Origin of the sequence: Rhodococcus sp. EPR-134 (assembly GCF_001647205.1) — a bacterium.
Classification (GTDB): Bacteria; Actinomycetota; Actinomycetes; order Mycobacteriales; family Mycobacteriaceae; genus Rhodococcus_F; species Rhodococcus_F qingshengii.
In genome coordinates, this window is sequence record NZ_LVCT01000137.1 from 1 (window position 1) to 22,986 (window position 22,986).

Annotated in this window: 23 protein-coding genes and 2 pseudogenes; 4 read left to right on the top strand and 21 right to left on the bottom strand. The window is 62.1% G+C overall.

All coding sequences use genetic code 11. The annotated features are described in order from the left end of the window. Positions 1-345, bottom strand: a pseudogene (locus A2J01_RS06125) (type VII secretion-associated protein); the annotation flags it as partial. After that, positions 342-4,346 (bottom strand): type VII secretion protein EccCa, encoded by a 4,005-nt coding sequence (gene eccCa, locus A2J01_RS06130; protein ID WP_064112326.1) that lies wholly within the window; start codon positions 4,344-4,346, stop codon positions 342-344. The gene eccCa and the pseudogene A2J01_RS06125, both read right to left, overlap by 4 nt. A gap of 235 nt (positions 4,347-4,581) precedes the next feature. On the opposite strand from eccCa, the gene eccD reads away from it, so the two are divergent. Together eccD and mycP are read left to right on the top strand one after the other, a co-directional pair. Next, positions 4,582-6,048 carry a type VII secretion integral membrane protein EccD gene (gene eccD, locus A2J01_RS06135; RefSeq protein WP_064112327.1) on the top strand — a complete coding sequence of 489 codons (1,467 nt, stop codon included), beginning with the start codon at positions 4,582-4,584 and terminating at the stop codon, positions 6,046-6,048. Positions 6,049-6,062: 14 nt separating this feature from the next. After that, positions 6,063-7,475, top strand: coding sequence for a type VII secretion-associated serine protease mycosin (mycP, locus tag A2J01_RS06140; protein ID WP_064112322.1), 1,413 nt, complete (start codon positions 6,063-6,065; stop codon positions 7,473-7,475). A 14-nt stretch (positions 7,476-7,489) separates the two neighbouring features. Here mycP and eccB read toward each other — a convergent pair whose 3' ends face one another. After that, positions 7,490-8,956: a type VII secretion protein EccB gene (gene eccB, locus A2J01_RS06145; RefSeq protein WP_081377635.1), complete on the bottom strand. Its 1,467-nt coding sequence runs from the start codon at positions 8,954-8,956 to the stop codon at positions 7,490-7,492. Between the two features lie 98 nt (positions 8,957-9,054). Between eccB and eccE the strand changes: the two genes are divergently transcribed. Next, positions 9,055-10,695 (top strand): type VII secretion protein EccE, encoded by a 1,641-nt coding sequence (gene eccE, locus A2J01_RS06150; RefSeq protein ID WP_064112323.1) that lies wholly within the window; start codon positions 9,055-9,057, stop codon positions 10,693-10,695. A gap of 16 nt (positions 10,696-10,711) precedes the next feature. Here the strand turns inward: eccE and A2J01_RS06155 are convergent, their stop codons facing one another. Both A2J01_RS06155 and A2J01_RS06160 read right to left on the bottom strand, forming a co-directional pair. Further along, entirely contained in the window at positions 10,712-11,269 is a 558-nt protein-coding gene (locus A2J01_RS06155) for an NADPH-dependent FMN reductase (protein ID WP_003940967.1), read from the bottom strand. 22 nt (positions 11,270-11,291) lie between these two features. Beyond that, positions 11,292-11,870, bottom strand: coding sequence for a TetR/AcrR family transcriptional regulator (locus A2J01_RS06160; RefSeq protein ID WP_007728583.1), 579 nt, complete (start codon positions 11,868-11,870; stop codon positions 11,292-11,294). A gap of 57 nt (positions 11,871-11,927) precedes the next feature. On the opposite strand from A2J01_RS06160, the gene A2J01_RS06165 reads away from it, so the two are divergent. Then, entirely contained in the window at positions 11,928-13,070 is a 1,143-nt protein-coding gene (locus A2J01_RS06165; protein WP_019747558.1) for an acyl-CoA dehydrogenase family protein, read from the top strand. A gap of 57 nt (positions 13,071-13,127) precedes the next feature. On the opposite strand, the gene truA is transcribed toward A2J01_RS06165, so the two are convergent. The 16 genes and pseudogenes from truA to A2J01_RS06245 form a co-directional block, all read right to left on the bottom strand. Next, positions 13,128-14,012: a tRNA pseudouridine(38-40) synthase TruA gene (gene truA, locus A2J01_RS06170; protein WP_064112324.1), complete on the bottom strand. Its 885-nt coding sequence runs from the start codon at positions 14,010-14,012 to the stop codon at positions 13,128-13,130. A 6-nt stretch (positions 14,013-14,018) separates the two neighbouring features. Then, positions 14,019-14,576 carry a 50S ribosomal protein L17 gene (rplQ, locus tag A2J01_RS06175; protein ID WP_003940748.1) on the bottom strand — a complete coding sequence of 186 codons (558 nt, stop codon included), beginning with the start codon at positions 14,574-14,576 and terminating at the stop codon, positions 14,019-14,021. A 29-nt stretch (positions 14,577-14,605) separates the two neighbouring features. After that, positions 14,606-15,667, bottom strand: a complete 1,062-nt coding sequence (locus A2J01_RS06180; protein ID WP_003941016.1) for a DNA-directed RNA polymerase subunit alpha — start codon at positions 15,665-15,667, stop codon at positions 14,606-14,608. 120 nt (positions 15,668-15,787) lie between these two features. Continuing rightward, the gene (gene rpsD / locus A2J01_RS06185) at positions 15,788-16,393 is read right to left on the bottom strand and encodes a 30S ribosomal protein S4 (RefSeq protein WP_003940769.1); all 606 of its coding nucleotides are present in this window, start codon (positions 16,391-16,393) and stop codon (positions 15,788-15,790) included. 22 nt (positions 16,394-16,415) lie between these two features. Then, positions 16,416-16,829, bottom strand: coding sequence for a 30S ribosomal protein S11 (rpsK, locus tag A2J01_RS06190; protein WP_003940683.1), 414 nt, complete (start codon positions 16,827-16,829; stop codon positions 16,416-16,418). Continuing rightward, positions 16,829-17,203, bottom strand: coding sequence for a 30S ribosomal protein S13 (gene rpsM, locus A2J01_RS06195; RefSeq protein WP_003940834.1), 375 nt, complete (start codon positions 17,201-17,203; stop codon positions 16,829-16,831). Before rpsM ends, rpsK begins: the two co-directional genes overlap by 1 nt. A gap of 250 nt (positions 17,204-17,453) precedes the next feature. Beyond that, positions 17,454-17,567 (bottom strand): 50S ribosomal protein L36, encoded by a 114-nt coding sequence (gene rpmJ / locus A2J01_RS34990; protein WP_003938068.1) that lies wholly within the window; start codon positions 17,565-17,567, stop codon positions 17,454-17,456. Between the two features lie 90 nt (positions 17,568-17,657). Continuing rightward, positions 17,658-17,879, bottom strand: coding sequence for a translation initiation factor IF-1 (gene infA, locus A2J01_RS06205; RefSeq protein WP_003418601.1), 222 nt, complete (start codon positions 17,877-17,879; stop codon positions 17,658-17,660). Positions 17,880-18,192: 313 nt separating this feature from the next. After that, complete coding sequence (gene map, locus A2J01_RS06210; protein WP_064112325.1) at positions 18,193-18,990, bottom strand: type I methionyl aminopeptidase; 798 nt, start codon at positions 18,988-18,990, stop codon at positions 18,193-18,195. After that, positions 18,990-19,535, bottom strand: coding sequence for an adenylate kinase (locus tag A2J01_RS06215; RefSeq protein ID WP_003940868.1), 546 nt, complete (start codon positions 19,533-19,535; stop codon positions 18,990-18,992). The genes map and A2J01_RS06215 overlap by 1 nt, the downstream gene beginning before the upstream one ends. Continuing rightward, complete coding sequence (gene secY, locus A2J01_RS06220) at positions 19,532-20,851, bottom strand: preprotein translocase subunit SecY (RefSeq protein WP_003940773.1); 1,320 nt, start codon at positions 20,849-20,851, stop codon at positions 19,532-19,534. The genes A2J01_RS06215 and secY overlap by 4 nt, the downstream gene beginning before the upstream one ends. Positions 20,852-21,127: 276 nt before the next feature. Then, the gene (gene rplO / locus A2J01_RS06225; protein ID WP_003940829.1) at positions 21,128-21,571 is read right to left on the bottom strand and encodes a 50S ribosomal protein L15; all 444 of its coding nucleotides are present in this window, start codon (positions 21,569-21,571) and stop codon (positions 21,128-21,130) included. 2 nt (positions 21,572-21,573) lie between these two features. Continuing rightward, on the bottom strand, positions 21,574-21,753 hold the full coding sequence (gene rpmD / locus A2J01_RS06230; RefSeq protein WP_003940751.1) for a 50S ribosomal protein L30: 180 nt from the start codon (positions 21,751-21,753) through the stop codon (positions 21,574-21,576). Further along, complete coding sequence (gene rpsE / locus A2J01_RS06235; protein WP_003940718.1) at positions 21,753-22,424, bottom strand: 30S ribosomal protein S5; 672 nt, start codon at positions 22,422-22,424, stop codon at positions 21,753-21,755. The genes rpmD and rpsE overlap by 1 nt, the downstream gene beginning before the upstream one ends. Positions 22,425-22,455: 31 nt before the next feature. Continuing rightward, the gene (gene rplR / locus A2J01_RS06240; protein ID WP_003940996.1) at positions 22,456-22,863 is read right to left on the bottom strand and encodes a 50S ribosomal protein L18; all 408 of its coding nucleotides are present in this window, start codon (positions 22,861-22,863) and stop codon (positions 22,456-22,458) included. Between the two features lies 1 nt (position 22,864). Further along, a pseudogene (locus A2J01_RS06245) lies at positions 22,865-22,986 on the bottom strand (50S ribosomal protein L6); the annotation flags it as partial.

The window sequence follows — 22,986 nt, forward strand, 5'->3', positions numbered from 1 at the left end:
GTCGTGCGCCACTCGACGTGCGGCATCGAGCAATCGCCGCCTGCGTGGGGCACCCCAATCCGAGGGATGACTGAGATGAAGAATGTCTGCGTCGACGATTCCGCACCCGTCCATCGCACTGGAGATCAGCCTGGCCACCTCCAAGACTGTCGGGACAACCCGACCATCCACGTCGACATAATCGTCGTCGATGTAATCGATCGCATTCTCGCCGGCCGCACCGGGGCCCGACGCCGGTTCGCGTCGGAGGTCTGCACTGCAACAGAATTCGCGTTGACCCGACACGACCCAGATATTCGATGCACCCCAATGTAACGAGACCGACACTGCGGACGGAGCGGTCACAGCGGTGGTATCCACGGAACTTGGACAAGTTGGGTTTGCGAGCGGGAAACGTAGACCCCACGGCCTTCCGGCATCGCCGACGCGCGGACAGTGCCGACGAGATTTCCCTCGTCACGGCTTCCGCTCATGATCAATCCGGCCGGCGCCATGTCGCGAATTCTCGCAATGACCGGCTCGTACAGTGCTCTGGCCGCACCACCGGAACGGCGGGCAATAACCAGGTGCAAACCGATGTCCTTGGAGTGCGGAATGTATTCGAGCAACGGCGCCACCGGATTTCCACTCGGTGTGGCCACAAGGTCGTAGTCGTCGATCAGTACGTAAATCTCCGGCCCACTCCACCACGACCGTTCCCGCAATTGCTGCTGCGTTGTTTCGGCGTTCGGCATTCTGGCAGCGACGATCCGAGCCAAGTCGACCATCAACTCACCGAAGGTCGTCGACGACGCCGAGTACCCACCGAGCTGATTCCCTTCGACCACGCCCAGCAGGGAATGCCGATAGTCACCGATGATCACCTTGGCCTGGGCCGGTGTGTTCGACGCGATGATCCCTTCGGCTATTCCACGCAGGAGAGATGTCTTCCCACACGCGTTGTCGCCGAATATCAACAGGTGCGGGTGTTCCCGGAAGTCCATGTACACCGAGGCGAGGTCGGTCTCACCGAGCCCGATCGGCACGGTGAGGCACCGACCGTCGGCCGCACTCGGTGAGGGCCACCGGGTCCCGACAGCTTCGAGAAGTTCTGCCCGCGAGTAGGAATCCGGGAGCATCCGCACGGTGGGTGCCGGACGCGAATTCGACATGGCTGCAATACGTTCGACCGTCGCCACCACAGCCGTACTCGAGTTCTCACTACCCGGTAGGCCGTCGATTCGAGGTAGTCCGGTGAGAAGGTGGAGTCCGTCGCGAGTGATGCCACGACCCGGTCGACCTTCCGGCACCAGGCCGGCTTTCCGGCGACCCGCATCCGAATCTCCCGGATCACCCAAACGAAGTTCGATGCGAGTACCCAGTTGATCCTTGAGTGCCGGCCGGATCTCGGCCCACCTCGACGTCGTGACGATCACGTGTACACCGAAGGACAAACCTTGACCGGCGAGCATGTTGATCTGGGGCTCGAGTGATTCGAAATCCGAACGAACGCTTGGCCAACCGTCGACGACGAGGAAGACGTCACCGTACGGGTCCTCTCGGAGTCCCGCAGCCTCACCTTCCCCGGTGGGATCAGCTGTTCGCAATCTACGGAAATCGGCCATCGATTCGATGCCGAGGTCACGAAACAGTCGCTCCCGTTTAGCGACCACACCGAGTACCTCGGCAACTGTGCGCCGGACGCGGTCGGAATCCAAGCGGTTTGCCACCGATCCGACGTGCGGCAGATCTTTCAATCCGAGGAGCGTTCCACCGCCGAAGTCGAGGCAGTAGAACTGAATCTGTTCCGGCGTGTGCGTCATGCTCAGAGACAAGATCAACGTGCGCAACGCCGTCGACTTTCCCGACTGCGGGCCGCCGACAATCGCGAGGTTGCCAGTCGATCCGTTGAGATCGGCGACGAGTAGATCGCGGCGCTGATCGAACGGCCTGTCGACTATGCCGAAGGGTGCGCTCAGATTTCCGCGAGGTTGATCACCGGTCGCCCACCGCGGCAACAACTGGTCAAGCGTCGGAGATGACTCGAGCGGCGGGAGCCACACTTCATGCGCACGTGGACCGTGACCGCGCATGCGGTCTACGAGGACTCCCATGAGAGTACGTGCATCGTCACCGATTTCACCCATGTCGACGACGTCGGGCTCGACGGGAACGACAACGGCCTCTGGTCCGATCACGGGCTTCGCGGTAAACGGCAGCGGCGCCAGTTCGACGGGGGAATCGACCGAGAATCGAGTGGGCACGATCCGCTCGCCCTCGTACGGGCCTGACACGTACGCACCTTGGAAGCGAACGATCTCAGCAGAATCGGACTTCAGGTATCCCGCACCGGGTGTGCCCGGAAGGTGATAAGCATCGGGAACGCCGAGGACGGAACGAGACTCGTTCGCCGAGAACGTTTTCAACCCGACGCGATACGAAAGATGGCTGTCGAGACCCCGAAGCTTTCCTTCGTCGAGTCGCTGACTGGCCAGCAGCAGGTGAATGTGAAGTGACCTGCCCAATCGCCCGATGGCCACGAACAATTCGGCAAATTCCGGCTGCTGACTGAGCAGTTCGGAAAACTCGTCGACAACCACGAAGAGTGCCGGCAAGGGATCTAGTGCAGCGCCGGCCAGCCTCGCCTTCTCGTAATCGGACACGTTTGCGAAGTTTCCTGCCGCACGCAACAGTTCTTGTCGACGATTCATTTCGCCGGCGAGCGCGTCCTTCATACGATCGACCATCGCCAATTCCTCGGCAAGGTTGGTGATGATCGCAGCAACGTGCGGCGCCTCCTCGAGGCCGAGAAAGGTTGCACCGCCTTTGAAGTCGATCAGGACGAGGTTCAGTGCGTCGGGAGAGTGGGTCGCGATCAGGCCGAGCACCAAGGTTCGCAGGAACTCCGACTTGCCAGAACCGGTGGCTCCGATACACAGCCCGTGCGGACCCATACCGTTCTCGGCCGACTCCTTCAGATCCAGTTCGACGGGGTTTCCGTCTTGTCCGACACCGATCGGCACACGGAGTCGGTCGCGCCCCTGACGTGGAAGCCAGCCATGCTCAGGATTGAACCTCGCAACGTTTCCTATCCCCAACATCTGGCTCCACGTCCGAAGGGATCGGTCGTCGTCAGCTGCGTCGACGGCATTCTGCGATGCCGCACGGAACGGTGCGATGCGACGGCCGAACGCCTGCGCCAGGCTCGTCGTCGCAGCGTCAGGCCTCGCAAAGTTCTCAACTCCTGCGCTGCTCACCGCGCCGATCTGATCGCTACCGACGACCAGTCGCAACCCACGCGTCGCCACCAGCCGCGGGCAGAACCCGCAGAGGTCGAGGACTGTCACCGAGTCGAGCCCGGATTCGGACAACAGGCCGGTGTCACCTTCGAGTAAGCCACCGTCCACGACCAGCACGAGATGCGGAACGCCCGCACTGGCTGGAGTGTTGCGAGCGAATCGAGCACGCATCGAAAGCGGTTCCCCGAGGGAACTTTCGAATTCGAGATACGAACCGAACACCATGCGTGCAGTGCCGGTGCCGTCCTGAGACTGCGGGTGTTGCACGTGTGGGAGCCACTTGACCCACTCCCACTCGGATTCGGTATCGGGACCGCACACCACCGCAACTTGGAGCGTGTCCGGACCGTGGAATGTGCACAGCTGCATCAACATCGAGCGGACAAGCGCACGAGCGGAATCTCTCTGCCCCTCGATGGACATCGCAGCAAATCCGCGAAGCGAGACGGCGGTCGGCAGGTCCTGCACAACCGAATGTGCACGGACGAATCGCCGAAGTGAGACAGCAGCGACGGGTTCGAGATCCTCGACCGGCCCGGTCTCCGGAGACACGAGTCTGGTGGCCAATCGCTGTGTACCCAGACCTACCCGAACGTGGCAGTAGTCCGAGTCGGTGATCTGACGCTCCCACATCCGCACAGTCCCGGCCAGTGTCCAGAGCAGCGACGGCTCGGGATTGCTCCACTCGAGAGCAGCACGCTGCGCACCAGTCGTCGCAGCAACATCACTACGCATCTGATCCAGGTACCGGAGGTAGTCCTTGCGGTCCTCGTTCGCCTCGGACGCTCTTGCTCCACCGCTACGACCGCCCCCGGCGAGCATTCCGAGCATCGACACCATCATCATGACCGGAAACAGCAGGGACATCGGATTGCGCGCCATGCCGGAAGAGAACATCAGCGCCACCATGCCGATCATGGCAACCACCATGATCACCGGAAGTAGTTTGGTCAGTAGGTTTCCCGGCGTGACGCGAGGTATCTCCGGTGGGGGCTGAAGCGTCACCTCGCCGCCCGGTGTGCGCGGCGATTCACGGCGTGCTCGACGCGCAAATCTGACAGTGCTCAATTCACCCACCCCCATCGGTGCTGCAGCTGTTGCCGCCAGACGCCTCGTCCGACTACCGCCGGCCCCCCAAGGCGTACTCGCGCAATTGCAAGAGAGTAGATCACAACACCGACACTCGGGTCGGTGCCACCTGTTGTCGGCGCTGTCTCCGATACAGGCGCGCAGTTCATGTCGTATTGTTCGGGTGAACTGGGGTGACGCGAAGGGGGAATCGCGTCATGGGAGGGGACAGATCTTGACCAGCACCACTACAACCAGCGCTGCGAACACCGGAAACGGACGAGGCGCGAGTCATTCTGCCGAACTATGCAGGTTGACGGTACTTTCAGCCCATTCGCAGGTGGATCTTGCGGTGCCGCTTCGTGTTCCACTCACCGTGGTCATTCCGGGCATTGTGGACACAATTGTCAACCACAGCAATTTCAACGAGTTCGACCACACCACCGAACAATTCGAGCCCGTCGACTGGACTCTGTCGAAAGTCGGCAGGGCACCGCTGGCACCGACGCTGTCGCTGCACGAGCACGGAATCCGCGATGGAGAATTGCTCGTACTCGAGGCCTCGGACACCGCTGCCCCGCCCCCACTCTTCGACGACATCATGTACACCGTCGCGGCCACGGATGCGGACGTCTACCGACGCTGGACTCCGGTCACCGCGCGCATTGTCGGCTCGACCGCCGCCCTCGTCGCTGCGCTCGTCGCGGCCCTCGCCCTGGTCCTCGGCGACACGGGACTGATCGGCGCCGTCTGCGGCGGAGTGACGTCTTTGGTGCTCACCGTCGCCGCCGTCGTGGCAGCGCGGGTGTACGGAGACTCTGCAAGTTCCGTCACGCTCGGATGCGCTTCGGTGCCACTGGCGTTCGTCTCCGGCGCACTCTGCGTGCCCGGCACTGTTCTTTCGGCTCATCTGCTTCTCGGTTCGGCATCTGCCGCTGCGGTAACTCTGATCTGCTTCCGCTTGTGCGGCGCCGGATTAGCTGTCTTCACAGCACTTCTCGTCGTCCTTCTCGCGGCGGTGGGCACCTTTGCCGGCACTACCACGCTTCCCGAGGCGCGCACCGCGACCGTCAGCGGCGCGGTGATTGCCGCCGCATTGATCGTTCTCACGTTCACCGCTCGACTGTCGATGTTGTTCGCGCGACTACCGCTTCCTCCTGTTCCGACGCCGAGTAATCCCCTCGACGACGACCGCGACGGACTGCCCGAACCCGAACTACCCGGGCTGACCGAGTTGGCGGAAAGGGCAGGGCGGGCGCGTAGCTATCTGACCGGGCTGATCGTGGCCACGTCAGTGGTCGCGCTCGTCGCTGCCGTCGCACTCGCGTGGTCCTGGCCTGGTCAGGGGATCGTCTGGCCGAATCTTGCTCTCGCATTCGCGACGGCCGTCGTGCTGATGTTTCGCGGGCGCACCTACGCGGGCGCACAGCAGGCTGTGCCACTCATCGCGGCAGGCATCTCGGTGATTCTCGTTCTCCTGGGCGACATGGCATGGACCCATCGCGACCATGCATTGGTCGTCTTCGCCATCACGATGACCGTTCTCCTCCTGGCACTGGTTCTGGGAATCCTTGCCCCCCAGAACACATTCAGCCCCGTGATGCGACGCGCTGCCGAGCTGTTGGACCTCGCTGCGATTGCAGCAATCGTTCCGCTGATCTGCTGGGTCAGTGGCCTCTTCGCGCTCATGCGTGGCCTCTGAGCGATCGGTGATCGATGGTGATTCGACGTGCAACAAACATCTGCGCCAGTCTCGTGATCGTTGCCTTCAGCGTTCTCGCCGGGGCAGGTGGCGCATCGAGCGCGGTTCCCTCCCCCATCGATCCTGCAATGCTGCCCGAGGACGGTCCGCCTGCACCTCCACAACCCACCGAACAACGAACCCTGTGCGTCCCCGCCGTGGCAGGTGGTGACGGTGCGGACATTCCACGTTCTCAACGAGATCTGGGATTTGATTCTGTGTGGCCGATCACCAGAGGGGCAGGACAGCGAATTGCTGTCATCGACACCGGTGTCAGCAAACATCCCCGGCTGCCGTCGCTCGACGGCGGCGGTGATTACGTCGGTACCTCCGACGGCACCGACGATTGTGACGCACATGGAACAGTCGTGGCCGGTCTCATCGCCGCCCAGCAAGTCGAGGGTTCCGGATTCTCCGGAGCTGCGCCGGACGCACAGATAATTTCGATCAGGCAGTCCAGTGCCGCCTTCTCGGTGGCCGGCCAACGCGAAGACCCTGCTGTAGCCGAGAACTCATCCGGGTACGGAAACGTCGACACCATGGCATCGGCCGTCCGTCACGCTGCGGACATGGGTGCAAGCGTCATCAACATCTCCGAAGTCGCCTGCAAGCCTGCCGGGGACGGGATCAACGACCAACGACTCGGCGCTGCAATCGAATACGCCACGATCGCGAAGAACGTCGTAGTCGTCGCAGCTGCAGGTAACGTCGGATCCGGAGGTTGCAAGAACCAGAATCCGCCGCCGGATCCCGTCGACCCCTTAGCCGATCCATGGAACTCGGTTGCGACGATTGCCAGTCCGGCTTGGTACGACGACTATGTCCTCACGGTCGGGTCGGTAGACCCCAATGGCGCCGCCAGTTCCTTCAGCCTCGGCGGTCCGTGGGTCGACGTGGCGGCGCCCGGCACCGGAATCACCTCACTTCACCCGACGTCGCCCGGTCTGACCAACGGGGTGTACGGCTCCGACGGCGCCGTACAGTCGTTCAACGGGACCAGTTTCGCTGCGCCCTTTGTCGCGGCGACCGCCGCACTGGTCCGGTCGGTTCACCCGGAACTGACTGCGCTTCAGGTCATGCAACGTATCGAAGCCACCGCCCACGCTCCGGCGCAGGGTTGGAATCCCTACGTCGGTCACGGCGTCATCGATCCACTTGCGGCAGTGACGGGCGAATTGGCCCCAGGAGAACGCGTCAAGGTCAACCATCAGTCGGTGTCGATCGATCCCCTACCCACGCCGCCGACCCCCGACAACCGATCTCGCGACACGGCACTCGTCGGAGCCGGAACGGTCGGCACCCTCGCCCTACTGACGCTGTTGGCATCGATGCCTCTTCGTCGAGTAATTCGTCGGCATCTTCCCGAACGCCAGAAAATCGATCCCTGAACCGTCAGCAGTGTTCAGTTCACCGGAGCGGCCGGCGCTGTATCGGGGGCGATTCCGTCGTGAGCTATCAGTGCATTGCTCTTCTCGAGCGCGGGGCCTGATGCAAGTAGGTCGAGCATCTGCCAAGGCGCGCGATCAGGCGTTCGCGTCAATCCGAGCGCGCGAGCGGAGGTTTCGTCCGGTACGCCGTACTTCACACCGGTATCGGCTACGTAGAACACTCCGTCGTGCCTGGTGCTGTTCGTCTCGATTCCGGTCGCTTGAACAAATCCGCCGAATCCCTGTTCGACATGGACGTTGTCGAGATTGTCACCCGATCCGTCCGCCTGCGCCAAGGACACCAACTTGCCACCCTCCGGGATCGGAACCTGCAATCCAGCGACAAGTTTCAGCGTTGCAGAACTACTTTCGCCGCCCTCGACTGCAGGTGCGGGAGCCCATTCCAGACAGCCGACAGGTGCGCCGTGATCATCGACGATCTCCGGAACCACCCGCGGCAACAAGTCGACGGCCAGCTCACTCACCGAGGGAATACGACTGATGGCATCAGGGGTGACGCTCGCGATCCCGGTGGCGCCCTGCGAATCCGAGAAGTAGATCAGTTGGGCGAGCGCCGCACCGATCTTCTGGATCCCGTTCTCGAGTACCACGTAGTACTGCGGGTCCGCACCCACCGAAACCTGGACGACGGAGCCGACAGTCTTGTTCTGCAGAGGAAACCGGGGCGCCGATCCCAGTTGGCGGATTCGCGGAGCCTCGATGCGCGGAACTTCGGGAATCGAATTGAGGAATCCGATACTGATCGGTCGCGCCTGTGCTCCTTCCAGGCCCAAAGCCCGCATGATCGCCGGATCGTCCACATCGATTTCCGCTCGCTTCCCGTCGTACACGAGAAAGTGATCGGAACCCGACTTCACCAGGAATGCACGGTCATTCGTCAGATATGTCGTGTTTTCGCCGACATTGGACGAGCCGACCAGGACCGAAGTCGTCAACGATTTTCTCCCGTCGGATCCGACGGAATCGCACACCGTCCACGCGGCGTTGGTAGGGTCGGCCGATTCCGGCAGCGCGGACGGTGCGCCGGGAATGCCGACGAGCGCGCCCCGGGGTTTCGCCTCGACCTCGGATGCCTTGACTATTGCCGGTTTTCCTGGCGAACCCAGAATCAGTCGTGCGGAGGCCAAGTTCAGCACAGGGCGAAACGTACCCTCCATGGCGACGAACATCGCGCCCGATTCCTTTGCAACGACGATCTCTGCATCGCCGATTCTGTCCTGTGGCCGAAACAGAGCGAGTACAGCGCAACCCGCCAATCCCAGTGCAGCGAGGACTATTCCGACGGTGAACGCGCGCGACTGTGATCGCATCGGATCGTGAAGCATCCGCACGTCTCGTCTGACCAGCGCATGTTCCATCCGCCTGACCAAGAATCGGTACCCGTTGACCTGCCAGCGCGTGGTAGGTGTCGCAGCCATCATTTCCCCCCGTGCCTTACATCCCCTTGCGAAGACACAGTACAGTTCCGCTGGGGCGGAAATTTTCGGGTAGTTCGCAGGTCAGGTATCGGGGAGGAACCGTGGACCGATCGCGGTTGAAGCATTGGCCGTCGTCACACAGGATTTCGACGCGCGAGTTCGTGCCGGCACAGATTTTCGGAATCGGTGCGGGCGGAATCGCGATGGCCAGTGGGCTCGATTGGTTCTGGGGGCTGGCAATCGGTTGTGTGGTTGCCGGATCAATGCTGCTTCATGTGGGCGGTTGGTCGGTAATGTCCTGGATTGTCAGGTACTTTCGCTATCTGCACCGCAAGGACGTCGACCGCAGCACGATCGTCAGTTTTCACACTCCCTCCGAGCAGTCCATCGGGCTCCGAGTGGACGGATCTTCGCTCGTCGCTGTGGTCGAGATCGCTCCCCCACGCGACTACCTGACCAGGATCGGCCGTCATTCGTTCGACGCTTCCCACCTTCTGCCCACGGCAGCCCTCGCCAATTGTCTCTATCAGCACGACATCTCACTCATCGGCATCGACATCGTCAGTCACGGATACCGCGCCGCGTCGGGAACGCCGGCCACCGAAGTCTACGAACGTCTCATCGGACCACTACCAGCCACCGCCACCAGAAGTGTTTGGCTTGCACTACGTTTCGACGCGCTGGAGGGTGGCGCAGCAGTCGAACGCCGGGGCGGGGGCGAACAGGGCGCCGGCCGCGCGATAGCTGTTGCCGCCAATCGTGTCATCCGGGTGCTCGATTCAGCGGGTTGCAAGGCGCGGATCCTGACCGCACCGGAGATCGCGTCGTCCACTGCCCAGGTGACAAGAGGAGTGGCCGGCCACGAGGTCACCGAAACGTGGCGAAGTACCCCCTTGCCTGGCGTGTCCAACGTCGGATTTGGGATCGAACCCCGTTTCATCACCACTGCGACCCTGACCCGAGTGTGGGCAGTGGCAACGGTCGGGACGTCCGTGACAGTTCGGTTACGACCCACCGGACAACGCGGAGAGGCGAAGGTCAGTGCGACATGTCGCTTCACCACGCGCAATCCACCTGAGAACGCACCGCTGGCCGGTTTGGTCTCGCTACGTGGGCGCCAGCGCGACGGATTGCTGACCAACTTGCCAACCGCATTGGCCGCGCTGGACGGCATCACGCCGGGCGTTCGCATGGACGGGGGCACACTCGACTCACTCGCTCTACCCCTTGCCGGGTGCGGCCAACTCATCGGCTCGGACGGAAACGGGCACGGTGTCGCGGCCAGAATTTCGGGGCCGGGCGTCAACACCGTTCTTGTCGCCGGCGAACTCTATCTGGCTCAGCAGTTGATCTTTCGAGCCATCGCGACCGGCGCACTGGTACTCGTCCACACCGATCGACCTCAAGCGTGGACCGCGCTCACCGACTCGATGGGAGTGCCTGACCGACTCCGCGTGTCCGGGCAGGGCGGTGGGCCTGAGGGCGCCTTCAACACTGTCGTATTCGACGGCGTCGAGGGGTTATCTCCGCGTGCCGGCGTGACCGCAATCTATGTGTACGGACATCCACGCCAATGGCCTCGGATCGACCCTGAAATCTCGATAGTCCAGCCATTCGCACTCGGTGACAAGATCACGGTCGAAACCGGCCGTACACGCGTCGACCTGACTCTGGTGACCATCGCTTCCGAGACATCGTTCATCGGCCGTCCACGAGCCGGCGACGCTCACCAGATGGCGTGATCACGTATGTCCAAGATCAGCCGGGATAGGGATCACTTGCACGTTGCATCCGCAATCCGCTTCCCCACCAATCCAATTCACGAATCATCTTCTCGCTTGCATCGATCGCAATCGAATCGACGCCGTACGGCTCGTGTCCGAATTGCTTACGCACCCGGTGGATGGTCACGCTTTGACGCACCGAGACCATGTGCAACTCCGCCACCACTTGCCTCAGTTGCTCGACGGCCCGAACACCACCTGAAATCCCGCCGTAGGACACGAATCCGATCGGCTTGGCACGCCACTCGTGTTTCACCGAATCGAATGCGGTCTTGAGAGCAGCCGGATACCCGTGGTTGTATTCGGAGGTCACGGCGACAACAGCGTCGGCGCGCCCGATTCGCCGGCGGAAAACCTCCGTGGCAGGTGAATCCGAGAAATCCTGGGGCAACGACAGCTCTCTGAGGTCGATCACCGATACGTTCCACGACGGGTTCGCGGTTGCGCGCTCGACAAACCAGTCCGCCACTGCTCGTCCCATTCGCCCCTCGCGGACCGAACCTACGATGACTTCGACGTTCAAAGGTGCCATGAACGTCGATGCTAGCGACTGATCACGCAGTGATCCCGTCCGTGATGAGTGCTGCCAGTTCCCGATAAGCGCTGGCATCGTCCAGACCAGTTGCCCGGTAGACCGCGCGTTGCTGGATCCGAACCATCGTCGCCGCAGCGGCATCGGCGACAAATGATGCGTGTACCTGCCGGAATGCGCCCGAATCGACTCCCTCGACGATTAGCGATCGCACACGATCAGCAGCGATCGACGTGTTCTTCTCGTAGACCTGGCTCGCCGACACCGATTCGGCCAGGTCTTCCATGAACTGACTGGACGCCGCGGACAGCCGATCACCCACTGCTTCGAGATACACCGCGACTCGACGAGGCGGGGCCGTTTCGGCGGCGACTGCACTCTCCACTGCATCGGTCGCCGCCCGGAAGAAGTGCACTGTCACAGCCCGCACCAGATCCTCTTTGCCGGCCGCCACGGTGTACAAGGTGCTCTTGGAGCAGTGCAGACGAGCTGAGATCTCGTCGAGCGTGAGGTGGGCGAAACCCTCGCTCAAGAACAGTTCGACCAGTTGATCGAACAACTCTGCCCTGCGCGCAGTCGTCTTGTGAACCAGCCTTGCCATACCTACAACAGTACTGCAGTATCGTTCTCAGTACTATTGCCTAGCTAGGAGCCGACCGTGCCCGTCGAACGCCTGATGCCCAGCCAAGAAGCTCGCGATCTCATCGAACTGACGCGTGATGTCGCGGACAAGGTACTCGCGCCCAAGGTCAACGAATACGAGAAGGCCGAGAAGTATCCAGACGGAGTGTTCCCCGCACTCGGACAGGCGGGTCTGCTGAGCCTTCCGTATCCCGAGGAGTTCGGCGGCGGCGATCAGCCGTACGAGGTGTATCTCCAAGTGCTCGAAGAGATCGCCTCACGCTGGGCAGCGGTTGCAGTGGCGGTGAGCGTGCACAGCCTGTCGTGCTTCCCGCTGTTCACCTTCGGCACCGACGAACAGAAGAAGCGCTGGCTACCGGACATGCTGGGCGGCAACACCATCGGCGCGTACAGCCTTTCCGAAGCGCAGGCCGGATCCGACGCCGCCGCGTTGTCGTGCAAGGCGACGCCCACCGACGGCGGCTACCGCGTCAACGGCTCGAAAGCCTGGATCACCAACGGCGGCAAGGCGGACTTCTACAACCTCTTCGCACGCACCAGTGACGACGGTTCACGCGGCGTCTCCTGCCTCCTGGTGGACAAGGACACCGAAGGCCTCAGCTTCGGAAAACCCGAAGAGAAGATGGGGCTACGCGCGGTCCCCACTGCCTCCGCGAACTACGACGACGCCTTCATTCCTGAGGAGCGATTGATCGGTCAGCGCGGCCAGGGGCTGCCGATTGCCTTCAGCGCTCTCGACTCCGGCCGACTCGGAATCGCTGCCGTTGCCGTCGGAATCGCTCAAGGCGCGCTCGACGACGCGGTCGCTTACGCGAAGGAGCGCAAGGCATTCGGCAAGCGGATCATCGATCACCAGGGACTCGGTTTCGTGCTCGCGGACATGGCTGCCGCAGTCGACTCCGCGCGAGCCACCTACCTCGATGCAGCCCGCCGCCGCGACGCCGGAGTTCCGTATTCACGCAACGCGAGCGTCGCCAAGCTCGTGGCCACCGACGCGGCAATGAAGGTCACCACCGACGCCGTTCAGGTATTCGGCGGGTACGGATACACCCAGGACTTCCCCGTCGAGCGCTACATGCGCGAGGCCAAGATCACGCAGATCTTCGAGGGCACCAACCAGATTCAGCGATTGGTCATCGCGCGCCAACTGGCGGGATAGCCCCCCGATACGAATGCCCTCCCACACAGAGTGGGAGGGCATTTTGCATGGTGATGTTCAGTCGCCGCAGCATCCACCCGAAGACGGAATCTCGCGGGTCTCACGGGTAATCGCGTTGCGGGCAGCCAGTTCCGAGTAGTCGGGGTAGTCCACGCGGACCAACGAAAGTCCGTGCGCCGGCGCAACGAGGATGGAACTGGATCGCGACGTTTCGTCGAGCAAACCTGCCACCCAGGCGGCCGTGCGCCGTCCCTCACCGACGGAGAGGACTGCGCCGACGAGACTGCGAACCATCGACCAGCAGAATGCGTCAGCATTCACGTACGCCGTGAACACCGTGCCCACTTGGGTCCAGTCGAAACGCTGCAGCTCCCGCACCGTCGTAGCGCCTTCTCGACGCTTGCAGAATGCCGCGAAGTTGTGCAGACCCAGCAGCCGATTCGACGCTTCCTGCATCGCTCCGAGATCGAGTGGTTTGGGATACGAGACGGTGTCGCGTGCGCGTAGTGGTTCCACTCCGAACGCCGCGTTGGTCACCCGGTACTCGTAATAGCGTCGCATCGCGGAGAAGCGCGCATCGAAGTCACCCGGAACCACCGATATCTGTTTGACCCGAACGTCCTTGGGCAGAAATCGTGCAAGTCTGCGCACGAGTCGCGACGGATCGTCCGGGAGCAACTCTCCCGGAACGTCGACGTGCGCTACCTGACCGGTGGCGTGGACACCGGCGTCGGTTCGACCGGCAACGGTCAACTGAACCGGGTGTCGAAGCACCGTTCCCAACTTGTCTTCGATCTCACCGCACACGGTGCGCAGATCTGTCTGGCGGGCCCAACCCGAGAAGTCGGTGCCGTCGTAGGAGATGTCGAGCCGCAATCGAACGAGCCCGCCGTCCCCGATGGGGGCGGCGGGCTCGTTCGATTCAGCGTGTGCCGAAACCAAGGGAGACTAGTCCTTCTTGGCCTCTTCGGCCTCGGGAGCGTCGGCCGCAGTTGCGGTCTCGTTCTCGATGGCCTCGACGACTGCGTCAGCGTTCTCGACCTCAGCCTCGGTCGCGTCGGCCTCTACGGCCTCGACGACGTTCTCTGCGGCGGGAGCTTCCTGCGAGGACTTGACGCGACGAGCGCGGTCAGCCTCGGAGGTGACGGTCTTTTCCTTGACGAGCTCGATGATTGCCATCGGAGCGTTATCACCCTTGCGGGGGATCGTCTTGATGATGCGGGTGTATCCACCGTTACGGTCCGCGTAGAACGGGCCGATCTCGGCGAACAGGGTGTGAACGACATCCTTGTTGCGGATGACCTTCAGCACCTCACGACGGTGAGCCAGCGTGCCGGCCTTCGCGTGCGTGACGAGCTTCTCGGCGTAGGGGCGCAGTGCCTTGGCCTTGGACTCGGTGGTGGTGATGCGACCGTGCTCGAAGAGCGCGGTAGCCAGATTGGCGAAAATCGCCTTCTGGTGGGAAGCCGACCCGCCGAAGCGGGCACCCTTCTTGGGCTTGGGCATGATGATCTCCTAGTAAAGGACCTGAGCTGCTACAGCTGTTCGGTCTCGGCGTAGTCCTCGGTACCTTCGGCATCGCCGAAGGAACCGGCATCAGTGTCACTCCACGTTCCGGTGGCGGCGTCGTAGCCGGCAACGGTGGTGGGATCGAAGGATGCGGGGCTGTCCTTGAGGGACAGGCCGAGCGAATGCAGCTTGACCTTGACCTCGTCGATGGACTTCTGTCCGAAGTTGCGGATGTCGAGCAGATCGGACTCGGTACGGCCGACAAGCTCACCGACGGTGTGAACACCTTCGCGCTTGAGGCAGTTGTAGGAGCGGACCGTGAGGTCCAGATCCTCGATGGGGAGTCCGAAGGAAGCGATGTGATCGGCCTCGGCAGGCGAGGGTCCGATCTCGATTCCTTCTGCTTCGACGTTCAGCTCACGGGCCAGGCCGAAGAGCTCAACCAGGGTCTTGCCCGCCGAAGCGAGCGCGTCCCGTGCGGTGATGGAGTTCTTCGTTTCCACGTCGAGAACGAGCCGATCGAAGTCGGTGCGCTGTTCGACGCGAGTGGCCTCCACCTTGTAGGTGACCTTGAGCACCGGCGAGTAGATCGAGTCGACCGGGATACGGCCGATCTCTGCGCCGGACGCCTTGTTCTGAACGGCGGGGACATAGCCACGACCGCGCTCGACTACGAGCTCGATCTCCAGCTTTCCCTTGTCGTTCAGGGTGGCGATGTGCAGATCAGGGTTGTTCACGGTGACGCCTGCCGGGGGCACGATGTCGCCCGCAGTAACAGCGCCGGGGCCCTGCTTGCGGACGTACATGGTGACCGGCTCGTCCTCTTCGGAGTTCACGACGAGGCCCTTGAGGTTCAGGATGATGTCGGTGACATCTTCCTTCACGCCCGGGACGGTGGTGAACTCGTGGAGAACGCCGTCGATACGGATGCTGGTGACAGCAGCGCCGGGGATCGACGAGAGCAGCGTGCGGCGCAGCGAATTGCCGAGCGTGTACCCGAAACCTGGCTCCAGGGGCTCGATGACGAACTTCGAGCGGTTATCAGCGATGACCTCTTCGGTCAGCGTGGGTCGCTGAGAAATGAGCATTGGTATTTCCTCCTGTACGGACGTCCACTATTTGACGCCCACGATGGGAAAGGGCCTGCGGCCCTGTGAGTGGTTGAGGAGTCCGGAGACTCCTCAACCACTCACGGGGTGCGAAGCGCCTTACTTCGAGTAGTACTCGACGATGAGCTGTTCCTGCAGAGCGATGTCGATCTGCGCGCGCTCGGGAAGCTGGTGAACCAGGATCCGCAGACGCGAGCCGACAACCTGCAGCCACCCGGGAACCGGGCGATCGCCGACGGTCTCACGCGCAACCTGGAACGGAAGCGTGGAGAGCGACTTCTCCTTGACATCGATGATGTCGTACTGCGAGACGCGGTAGCTCGGGATGTCGACCTTCTTGTTGTTCACGAGAAGGTGACCGTGCGTGACCAGCTGACGTGCCTGACGGCGCGTGCGAGCGAGGCCTGCGCGGTACACGACGTTGTCGAGACGCGACTCGAGGATGCGAAGCAGGTTCTCGCCGGTCTTGCCGGGGCGGTTGTTCGCCTCCTTGTAGTACAGGCGGAACTGCTTCTCCATGACGCCGTAGGTGAAGCGAGCCTTCTGCTTCTCCTGCAGCTGGAGCAGGTACTCGCTCTCCTTGATACGCGCGCGGCCGTGCTGTCCGGGCGGGTACGGGCGACGCTCGAATGCCTGGTCGCCTCCAACGAGGTCGACGCGCAGACGACGCGACTTGCGGGTGATGGGTCCGGTATAACGTGCCATTTTCTTCTACCTATCCTTCCCGCTATACCCGACGCCGCTTGGGCGGACGGCAGCCGTTGTGCGGCTGGGGGGTTACATCGGAAATGGTGCCGACCTCGAGGCCAGCGGCCTGGAGGGAACGGATTGCGGTCTCGCGACCGGATCCCGGTCCCTTGACGAAGACGTCAACCTTCTTGACACCGTGCTCCTGCGCCTTACGGGCAGCGCTCTCAGCAGCAAGCTGAGCGGCGAAGGGAGTCGACTTACGCGAACCCTTGAAGCCGACGTGTCCCGAAGACGCCCAGGAAATGACATTTCCGGCGGGGTCCGTGATGGACACGATGGTGTTGTTGAAGGTGCTCTTGATGTGAGCGGCGCCGTGCGGGATGTTCTTCTTATCCCTGCGACGCGTCTTCTGGGTCTTCTTCGGACCGGTGCTACGTGACTTCGGGGGCATTACTTCGCCTTCTTCTTGCCGGCAATGGTGCGCTTCGGACCCTTACGGGTACGGGCGTTGGTCTTGGTGCGCTGACCACGCACGGGCAGACCACGACGGTGGCGCAGGCCCTGGTAGCAGCCGATCTCGATCTTGCGACGGATGTCGGCCTGAACCTCGCGGCGAAGGTCACCCTCGACCTTGAGCGACTCCTCGATGTACTCGCGGAGCTTTGCCAGGTCCTCGTCCGAGAGGTCCTTGCTCCGGAGATCCGGGCTGACGCCGGTGGCGTCAAGGATTTCCTTGGAGCGGGTACGGCCGATGCCGTAGATGTATGTCAGTGCGATCTCCATGCGCTTTTCGCGAGGAAGATCAACACCAGAGAGACGTGCCATGTTGGCATTTCCTTATCGGTGTGCGGAGGTCTGCTCCCAGCCCTTCCCCTGTGCCTCTTGCCGAGTACCGACGCCCGAAGGCGCAGATGATCTCATCAACTAACTCAGTGGGGCCCCGGCCTCCGTGCCGGGGGTGAACCATTGTCCGACCTTGGCGATCGGTGAACGATCGCGTGGGGTCTCGTCAACAATGGCTGGTACTGGGAGGTCTTCTTTGCTTGTTGCCAAGCAGATCTTCGAAAAGCTAGATCTAGCCCTGACGCTGCTTGTGACGCAGGTTCTCGCAGATCACCATGACTCGACCGTTACGGCGAATCACTTTGCACTTCTCGCAGATCTTCTTGACGCTCGGCTGAACCTTCACGTCTTCTGATCTCCTGTTTTGTCGCAGCCCGCCGCGATGAACCGCGGCAGACATACTTCTCCCTGACCCAGGTCAGGTCCGGGAAGTTCGTTACTTGTAGCGGTAAACGATGCGTCCGCGCGACAAATCGTAGGGCGAGAGCTCTACGACAACGCGATCTTCCGGGAGGATGCGAATGTAGTGCTGACGCATCTTTCCGCTGATGTGGGCGAGGACCTTGTGGCCATTCTCGAGCTCAATGCGGAACATCGCATTGGGCAGCGGCTCGACTACTCGTCCTTCGACCTCGATGGCCCCGTCTTTCTTAGCCATATCCTCCGCGATCCGTTTGGTTTGGCATGCTTCGTGCATCGGCTTCCGTTACATTGGCACGCAATGGAAAGATCGTCGGCAGTTCGAAAGGCCTATCCCGGAGCGATCCGGGCGTAGGCACACGAACTATCGACGCGCATAGCGCACCGCCTAGCCATGTTACGCGATGTAAACGACCAGGCCAAATGCGCCTCCGGTCAGGGTGACGACGCACACCGCTCCCCCATCGAAAAAGTCCCAGCCTCGAAATGAGGCTGGGACTTCTCGAACGTGAATCATGCTCGCTGCCAACACTTGTCAGCGACTGTGTCGACTACTCCGGCCGGAGTGTCAGAATCCGCGGACCGTCTTCGGTCACTGCGACAGTGTGTTCCCAGTGCGCCGCACGGGACCCGTCGGTCGTCACAACGGTCCAGTCGTCGTCGAGAATCACCGTGTCGGTGGCGCCGAGCGTGAGCATCGGCTCAATCGCCAGGCACGATCCGACAACCAGTTCAGGACCCTTACCCGGGGCACCTTCATTGGCGAGGAACGGATCCATGTGCATTTCCCGGCCGATTCCGTGTCCGCCGTATCCGTCGACGATGCCGTAGGAACGACCGTGCAACTTCTCGGCGGCATGAGTACCGACCTCGATCGCGTGCGAAACATCCGTCAGACGGTTGCCGGCGATCATTGCCGCGATCCCGGCTTCCATAGAAAGCCGAGTGGCTTCGCTGAGCTCCTGATCGGCGACGCTGATCTCACCGACACCGAACGTCCAAGCGGAGTCACCGTGCCATCCGTCGAGGATCGCGCCACAGTCGATGGAAACCAGGTCGCCTTCAGCCAGGATGTCCTGAGCTGAAGGGATTCCGTGAACGACGCGATCGTTGACCGAAGAGCAGATCGAGCCGGTGAAGCCGTGGTACCCGAGGAACGAGGGCACGGCGCCGGCGTCACGAATGACGGATTCAGCGACCGCGTTCAATTCCAAAGTGCTGACACCGGGCTTCGCCGCAGCGCGAACCGCCACCAGAGCCGAACCCACGATCGCGCCGGCAGCAGCCATCGCGTCGAGTTCGCCCGCGGAGCGGAACGGAACAACCTTGCGTTTGCGCCCGAAGACCATTACTTACCCAACGCTGCCAGTGCGCGAGCGTTGACCTCTTCGACCTCGCCGATCGCGTCGACGGAGACGATGCTGTCCTTGTAGTAATCGAACAGCGGTGACGTCTCGTCGCGGTAGACCCGGAGTCGGTTGCGAATGACGTCCTCGGTGTCGTCTGCACGACCGCGGGCGAGCATACGCTCGACCACGATGTCCTCGTCGACGACGAAGGAGAGGACACCGTCGAGCTTGGTGTCGAGATCCTTCAAGATTCCCTCGAGTGCCTGAGCCTGTTCGACCGAGCGCGGAAATCCGTCGAGAAGGAAACCGTTTGCTGCGTCCGGTTCTGCGACGCGAGCCTTCACCATGTCGTTGGTGATCGAGCTCGGTACGAGTTCGCCGGCGTCGATGTACTTCTTTGCTTCCACACCGAGAGCGGTGGCCTGACCGATGTTCGCGCGGAAGAGATCACCCGTGGAGATATGGGGAACGCCGAACTTCTCGGACAAGATAGCGGCCTGGGTGCCCTTGCCGGCACCGGGAGGACCAAGGAGGACAAGTCTCACTTGAGGAACCCTTCATAGTTACGCTGCATTAGCTGACTCTCGATCTGCTTCACGGTGTCCAGGCCGACGCTGACCATGATCAGCACCGCGGTGCCACCGAACGGCAGGTTCTGCGCGCCGCCGCCATTCCCGATGTCGAGGAACAGGTTGGGCAGAACAGCAATGGTGCCGAGGTAAATCGCACCCGGAAGGGTGATGCGACTCAGCACGTAGTTGAGGTAGTCCGCGGTCGGCTGACCGGGTCGGATACCGGGGATGAAGCCGCCGAACTTCTTCATCTCGTCGGCGCGCTCTTCGGGATTGAAGGTGATGGCGACGTAGAAGTACGTGAAGAAGACGATCAGGCCGAAGTAGATCGCGATGTACACCGGGTTGGCCGGATTCACCAGGTAGGTGTTGATGAGGCGCTGCCACCAACTGGGGTCGACCGCTGTACTGGCCGAAGTCAGCTGTGCAATCAAGTTCGGGAGGTACAGCAGTGAAGACGCGAAGATCACCGGGATGACGCCGGCCTGGTTCACCTTCAGAGGCAGGTACGTCGAGGATCCGCCGTACATCTTGCGTCCGACCATCCGCTTCGCGTACTGCACCGGGATACGACGCTGACCCTGCTCGACGAAGACGACACCGGCGATGATCAGCAGCGCTGCGAGGCAGACGAAGGCGAAGACCAGCGGACCACGGCTGTCGAGGATTGCCTTGCCCTCGCTCGGGATACGCGATGCGATACCGGCGAAGATGAGGAGGGACATACCGTTGCCGACGCCACGTTCGGTGATGACCTCGCCGAACCACATGACCATGGCAGCACCGGCAGTCATGACCAGCACGATGATGACAAGTCCGAAGATCGACTTGTCGGCGATGATGTCGTCACAGCCCTGGAGCAACTGTCCGCGTGCCGCAAGAGCGACGATGCCGGTCGACTGCAGGATTGCCAGAGCAATGGACAGGTAACGCGTGTACTGCGTCATCTTGGCCTGGCCGGACTGGCCTTCTTTCCGAAGTTCCTCGAACTTCGGAATCACCACGGTCAGGAGCTGCACGATGATGCTCGCCGTGATGTACGGCATGATGCCGATCGCAAAGATCGACATCTGCAGCAGAGCGCCGCCGGAGAACAGGTTGATCAGCGAGTAGATACCTGCTGAGTCACCGGAGTTGGCGATATCGATGCACTGACGCACACGGCCGTAGTCGACACCTGGGGACGGGATGAGAGCGCCGACCCGATACAGAGCCACCAAGCCGAGGGTGAAGAGGATCTTCCGCCTCAGGTCTGGGGTCCTGAGGGCCGAGACGAAGGCGGAAAGCAAAGATCCTCCTGGCACGACGGTAGGGAGACAGATCGTTTTGACCTGTCGAACTTTTGAACTCTAACAGTGAGCATTTGGGAACTAGGCGGGCAGACCACGAAAACCGGGTAAGCCGAAGATACATTTGCCACTCGGTGACCAGAATACTGGCCCGTCCGAGCATGCACGACCAATCTGTGACACGACCTCGTACCTGTGACACGACCTCGTAGACGCCGATGGCCGCACCGCAGCAAACGCTGCGCTGCGGCCATCGGACTAGCTACGCGTGATCACTCACAGCTCGGTGGCGGAACCACCGGCAGCAGCAATCTTTTCCTTGGCGGAGCCGGTGAACTTGTCGACGGTCACCTGAACGGCAACTGTCAGTTCGCCGTCGCCCAGAACCTTGACGAGCTGGTTCTTGCGGACTGCGCCCTTGGCGACGAGATCCTCGACCGTGATTGCTCCACCTTCGGGGAACAGACGGGCGATGTCGCCGACATTGACGACCTGGTACTCGACGCGGAACGGGTTCGTGAAGCCCTTGAGCTTGGGCAGACGCATGTGAAGCGGCATCTGTCCACCCTCGAAGCCCACGCGCACGGTGTTACGTGCCTTGGTGCCCTTGGTACCGCGACCTGCGGTCTTACCACGCTTGCCGCCCTCACCGCGTCCAACACGAATCTTGTTGGACTTGGATCCCGGAGCGGGGCGCAGGTGGTGCAGTTTGATGGTCATGGTTAGACCTCCTCAACTGTTACGAGGTGGCGCACCACGTTGATCAGACCGCGGTTCTGTGCGTTGTCCTCACGAACAACGGTCTGACGGATGCCCTTGAGACCCAGCGTGCGCAGAGAATCCTTCTGGTTCTGCTTGGTCCCGATGATGCTCTTGATCTGAGTGACCTTGAGATCTGCCATTACTTCACACTCCCAGCAGCCTGTGCGCGAGCGCGAAGCATGCCGGCGGGTGCAACCTCTTCGAGGGTGAGGCCGCGGCGAGCCGCAACTTCCTCGGGACGCTGCAGACCCTTGAGCGCAGCAACGGTCGCATGCACGACGTTGATGGCGTTGTCGCTACCGAGCGACTTCGACAGGATGTCCGCGATACCAGCGCACTCCAGCACGGCGCGCACAGCGCCACCGGCGATAACACCGGTACCGGGGCTTGCCGGGCGAAGCATGACGATGCCGGCAGCAGCCTCACCCTGAACGGGGTGAGTGATGGTGTTGGCGATCATCGGGACGCGGAAGAAGCTCTTGCGAGCCTCCTCGACACCCTTCTGGATGGCCGCGGGAACTTCCTTGGCCTTTCCGTAGCCGACGCCGACCAGTCCGTTGCCGTCTCCGACGATCACCAGAGCGGTGAAGCTGAAGCGACGACCACCCTTGACGACCTTGGAAACGCGGTTGATCGTGACAACGCGCTCGATGAACTGTGACTTCTCCGCAGCGTTTCCGCCACGGCCACCGTCGCGACGGTCACGGCCGCCACCACGGTTGTCCCCACGAGCGTTGCTGTTGTCACCGCTGTTGGGGCCATTCTGTCCGGCGGGTCCGCTTCCGCCGTCACGCCTTTGACGTCCCGGCATCAGGCTGTCCTTCCGTTGAAAATGTTGGTCATCAGAACTTCAACCCGCCTTCGCGAGCCGCGTCTGCCAGGGCCGCGATGCGACCGTGGTAGCCGTGTCCGCCGTGGTCGAAGACAACTGCTTCCACGCCGGCAGCCTTGGCGCGCTCGGCGATCAGCTGACCGACCTTCGCGCTCGCAGCCTTCTTGTCGCCTTCTGCCACGCGCACGTCTGCTTCGATGGTCGACGCGGAGGCCAGGGTGTGGCCGGCCAGGTCGTCCACGAGCTGGACGTGGATGTGGCGCGAGGACCGGTTGACGACCAAGCGGGGACGCTCGGGCGTGCCGGAGACCTTCTTGCGGAGACGGAAGTGACGACGCGTCTTCGAGAGACGACGCTTGGTGGACGCATCCTTGCCCAGCGGAATCCGCTTGGCTTTCTGGTTTGCAGTCTGGCTCATATCACTTACCCGTCTTTCCGACCTTGCGGCGGATCTGCTCACCCTCGTAACGCACGCCCTTACCCTTGTACGGGTCCGGACGACGGAGACGACGGATGTTGGCCGAGATCTGCCCGACCTTCT

Excerpts from the sequence above, each read along its gene's own strand:
- mycP (WP_064112322.1), top strand. The coding sequence starts at position 6,063 with ATGGTGATTCGACGTGCAACAAACATCTGCGCCAGTCTCGTGATCGTT.
- eccB (WP_081377635.1), bottom strand. The coding sequence starts at position 8,956 with ATGATGGCTGCGACACCTACCACGCGCTGGCAGGTCAACGGGTACCGA.
- A2J01_RS06155 (WP_003940967.1), bottom strand. The coding sequence starts at position 11,269 with ATGGCACCTTTGAACGTCGAAGTCATCGTAGGTTCGGTCCGCGAGGGG.
- A2J01_RS06160 (WP_007728583.1), bottom strand. The coding sequence starts at position 11,870 with ATGGCAAGGCTGGTTCACAAGACGACTGCGCGCAGGGCAGAGTTGTTC.
- rplQ (WP_003940748.1), bottom strand. The coding sequence starts at position 14,576 with ATGCCCAAGCCCAAGAAGGGTGCCCGCTTCGGCGGGTCGGCTTCCCAC.
- A2J01_RS06180 (WP_003941016.1), bottom strand. The coding sequence starts at position 15,667 with ATGCTCATTTCTCAGCGACCCACGCTGACCGAAGAGGTCATCGCTGAT.
- rpsD (WP_003940769.1), bottom strand. The coding sequence starts at position 16,393 with ATGGCACGTTATACCGGACCCATCACCCGCAAGTCGCGTCGTCTGCGC.
- rpsK (WP_003940683.1), bottom strand. The coding sequence starts at position 16,829 with ATGCCCCCGAAGTCACGTAGCACCGGTCCGAAGAAGACCCAGAAGACG.
- rpsM (WP_003940834.1), bottom strand. The coding sequence starts at position 17,203 with ATGGCACGTCTCTCTGGTGTTGATCTTCCTCGCGAAAAGCGCATGGAG.
- infA (WP_003418601.1), bottom strand. The coding sequence starts at position 17,879 with ATGGCTAAGAAAGACGGGGCCATCGAGGTCGAAGGACGAGTAGTCGAG.
- map (WP_064112325.1), bottom strand. The coding sequence starts at position 18,990 with ATGGTCTTCGGGCGCAAACGCAAGGTTGTTCCGTTCCGCTCCGCGGGC.
- rplO (WP_003940829.1), bottom strand. The coding sequence starts at position 21,571 with ATGACCATCAAACTGCACCACCTGCGCCCCGCTCCGGGATCCAAGTCC.
- rpmD (WP_003940751.1), bottom strand. The coding sequence starts at position 21,753 with ATGGCAGATCTCAAGGTCACTCAGATCAAGAGCATCATCGGGACCAAG.
- rpsE (WP_003940718.1), bottom strand. The coding sequence starts at position 22,424 with ATGCCGGGACGTCAAAGGCGTGACGGCGGAAGCGGACCCGCCGGACAG.
- rplR (WP_003940996.1), bottom strand. The coding sequence starts at position 22,863 with ATGAGCCAGACTGCAAACCAGAAAGCCAAGCGGATTCCGCTGGGCAAG.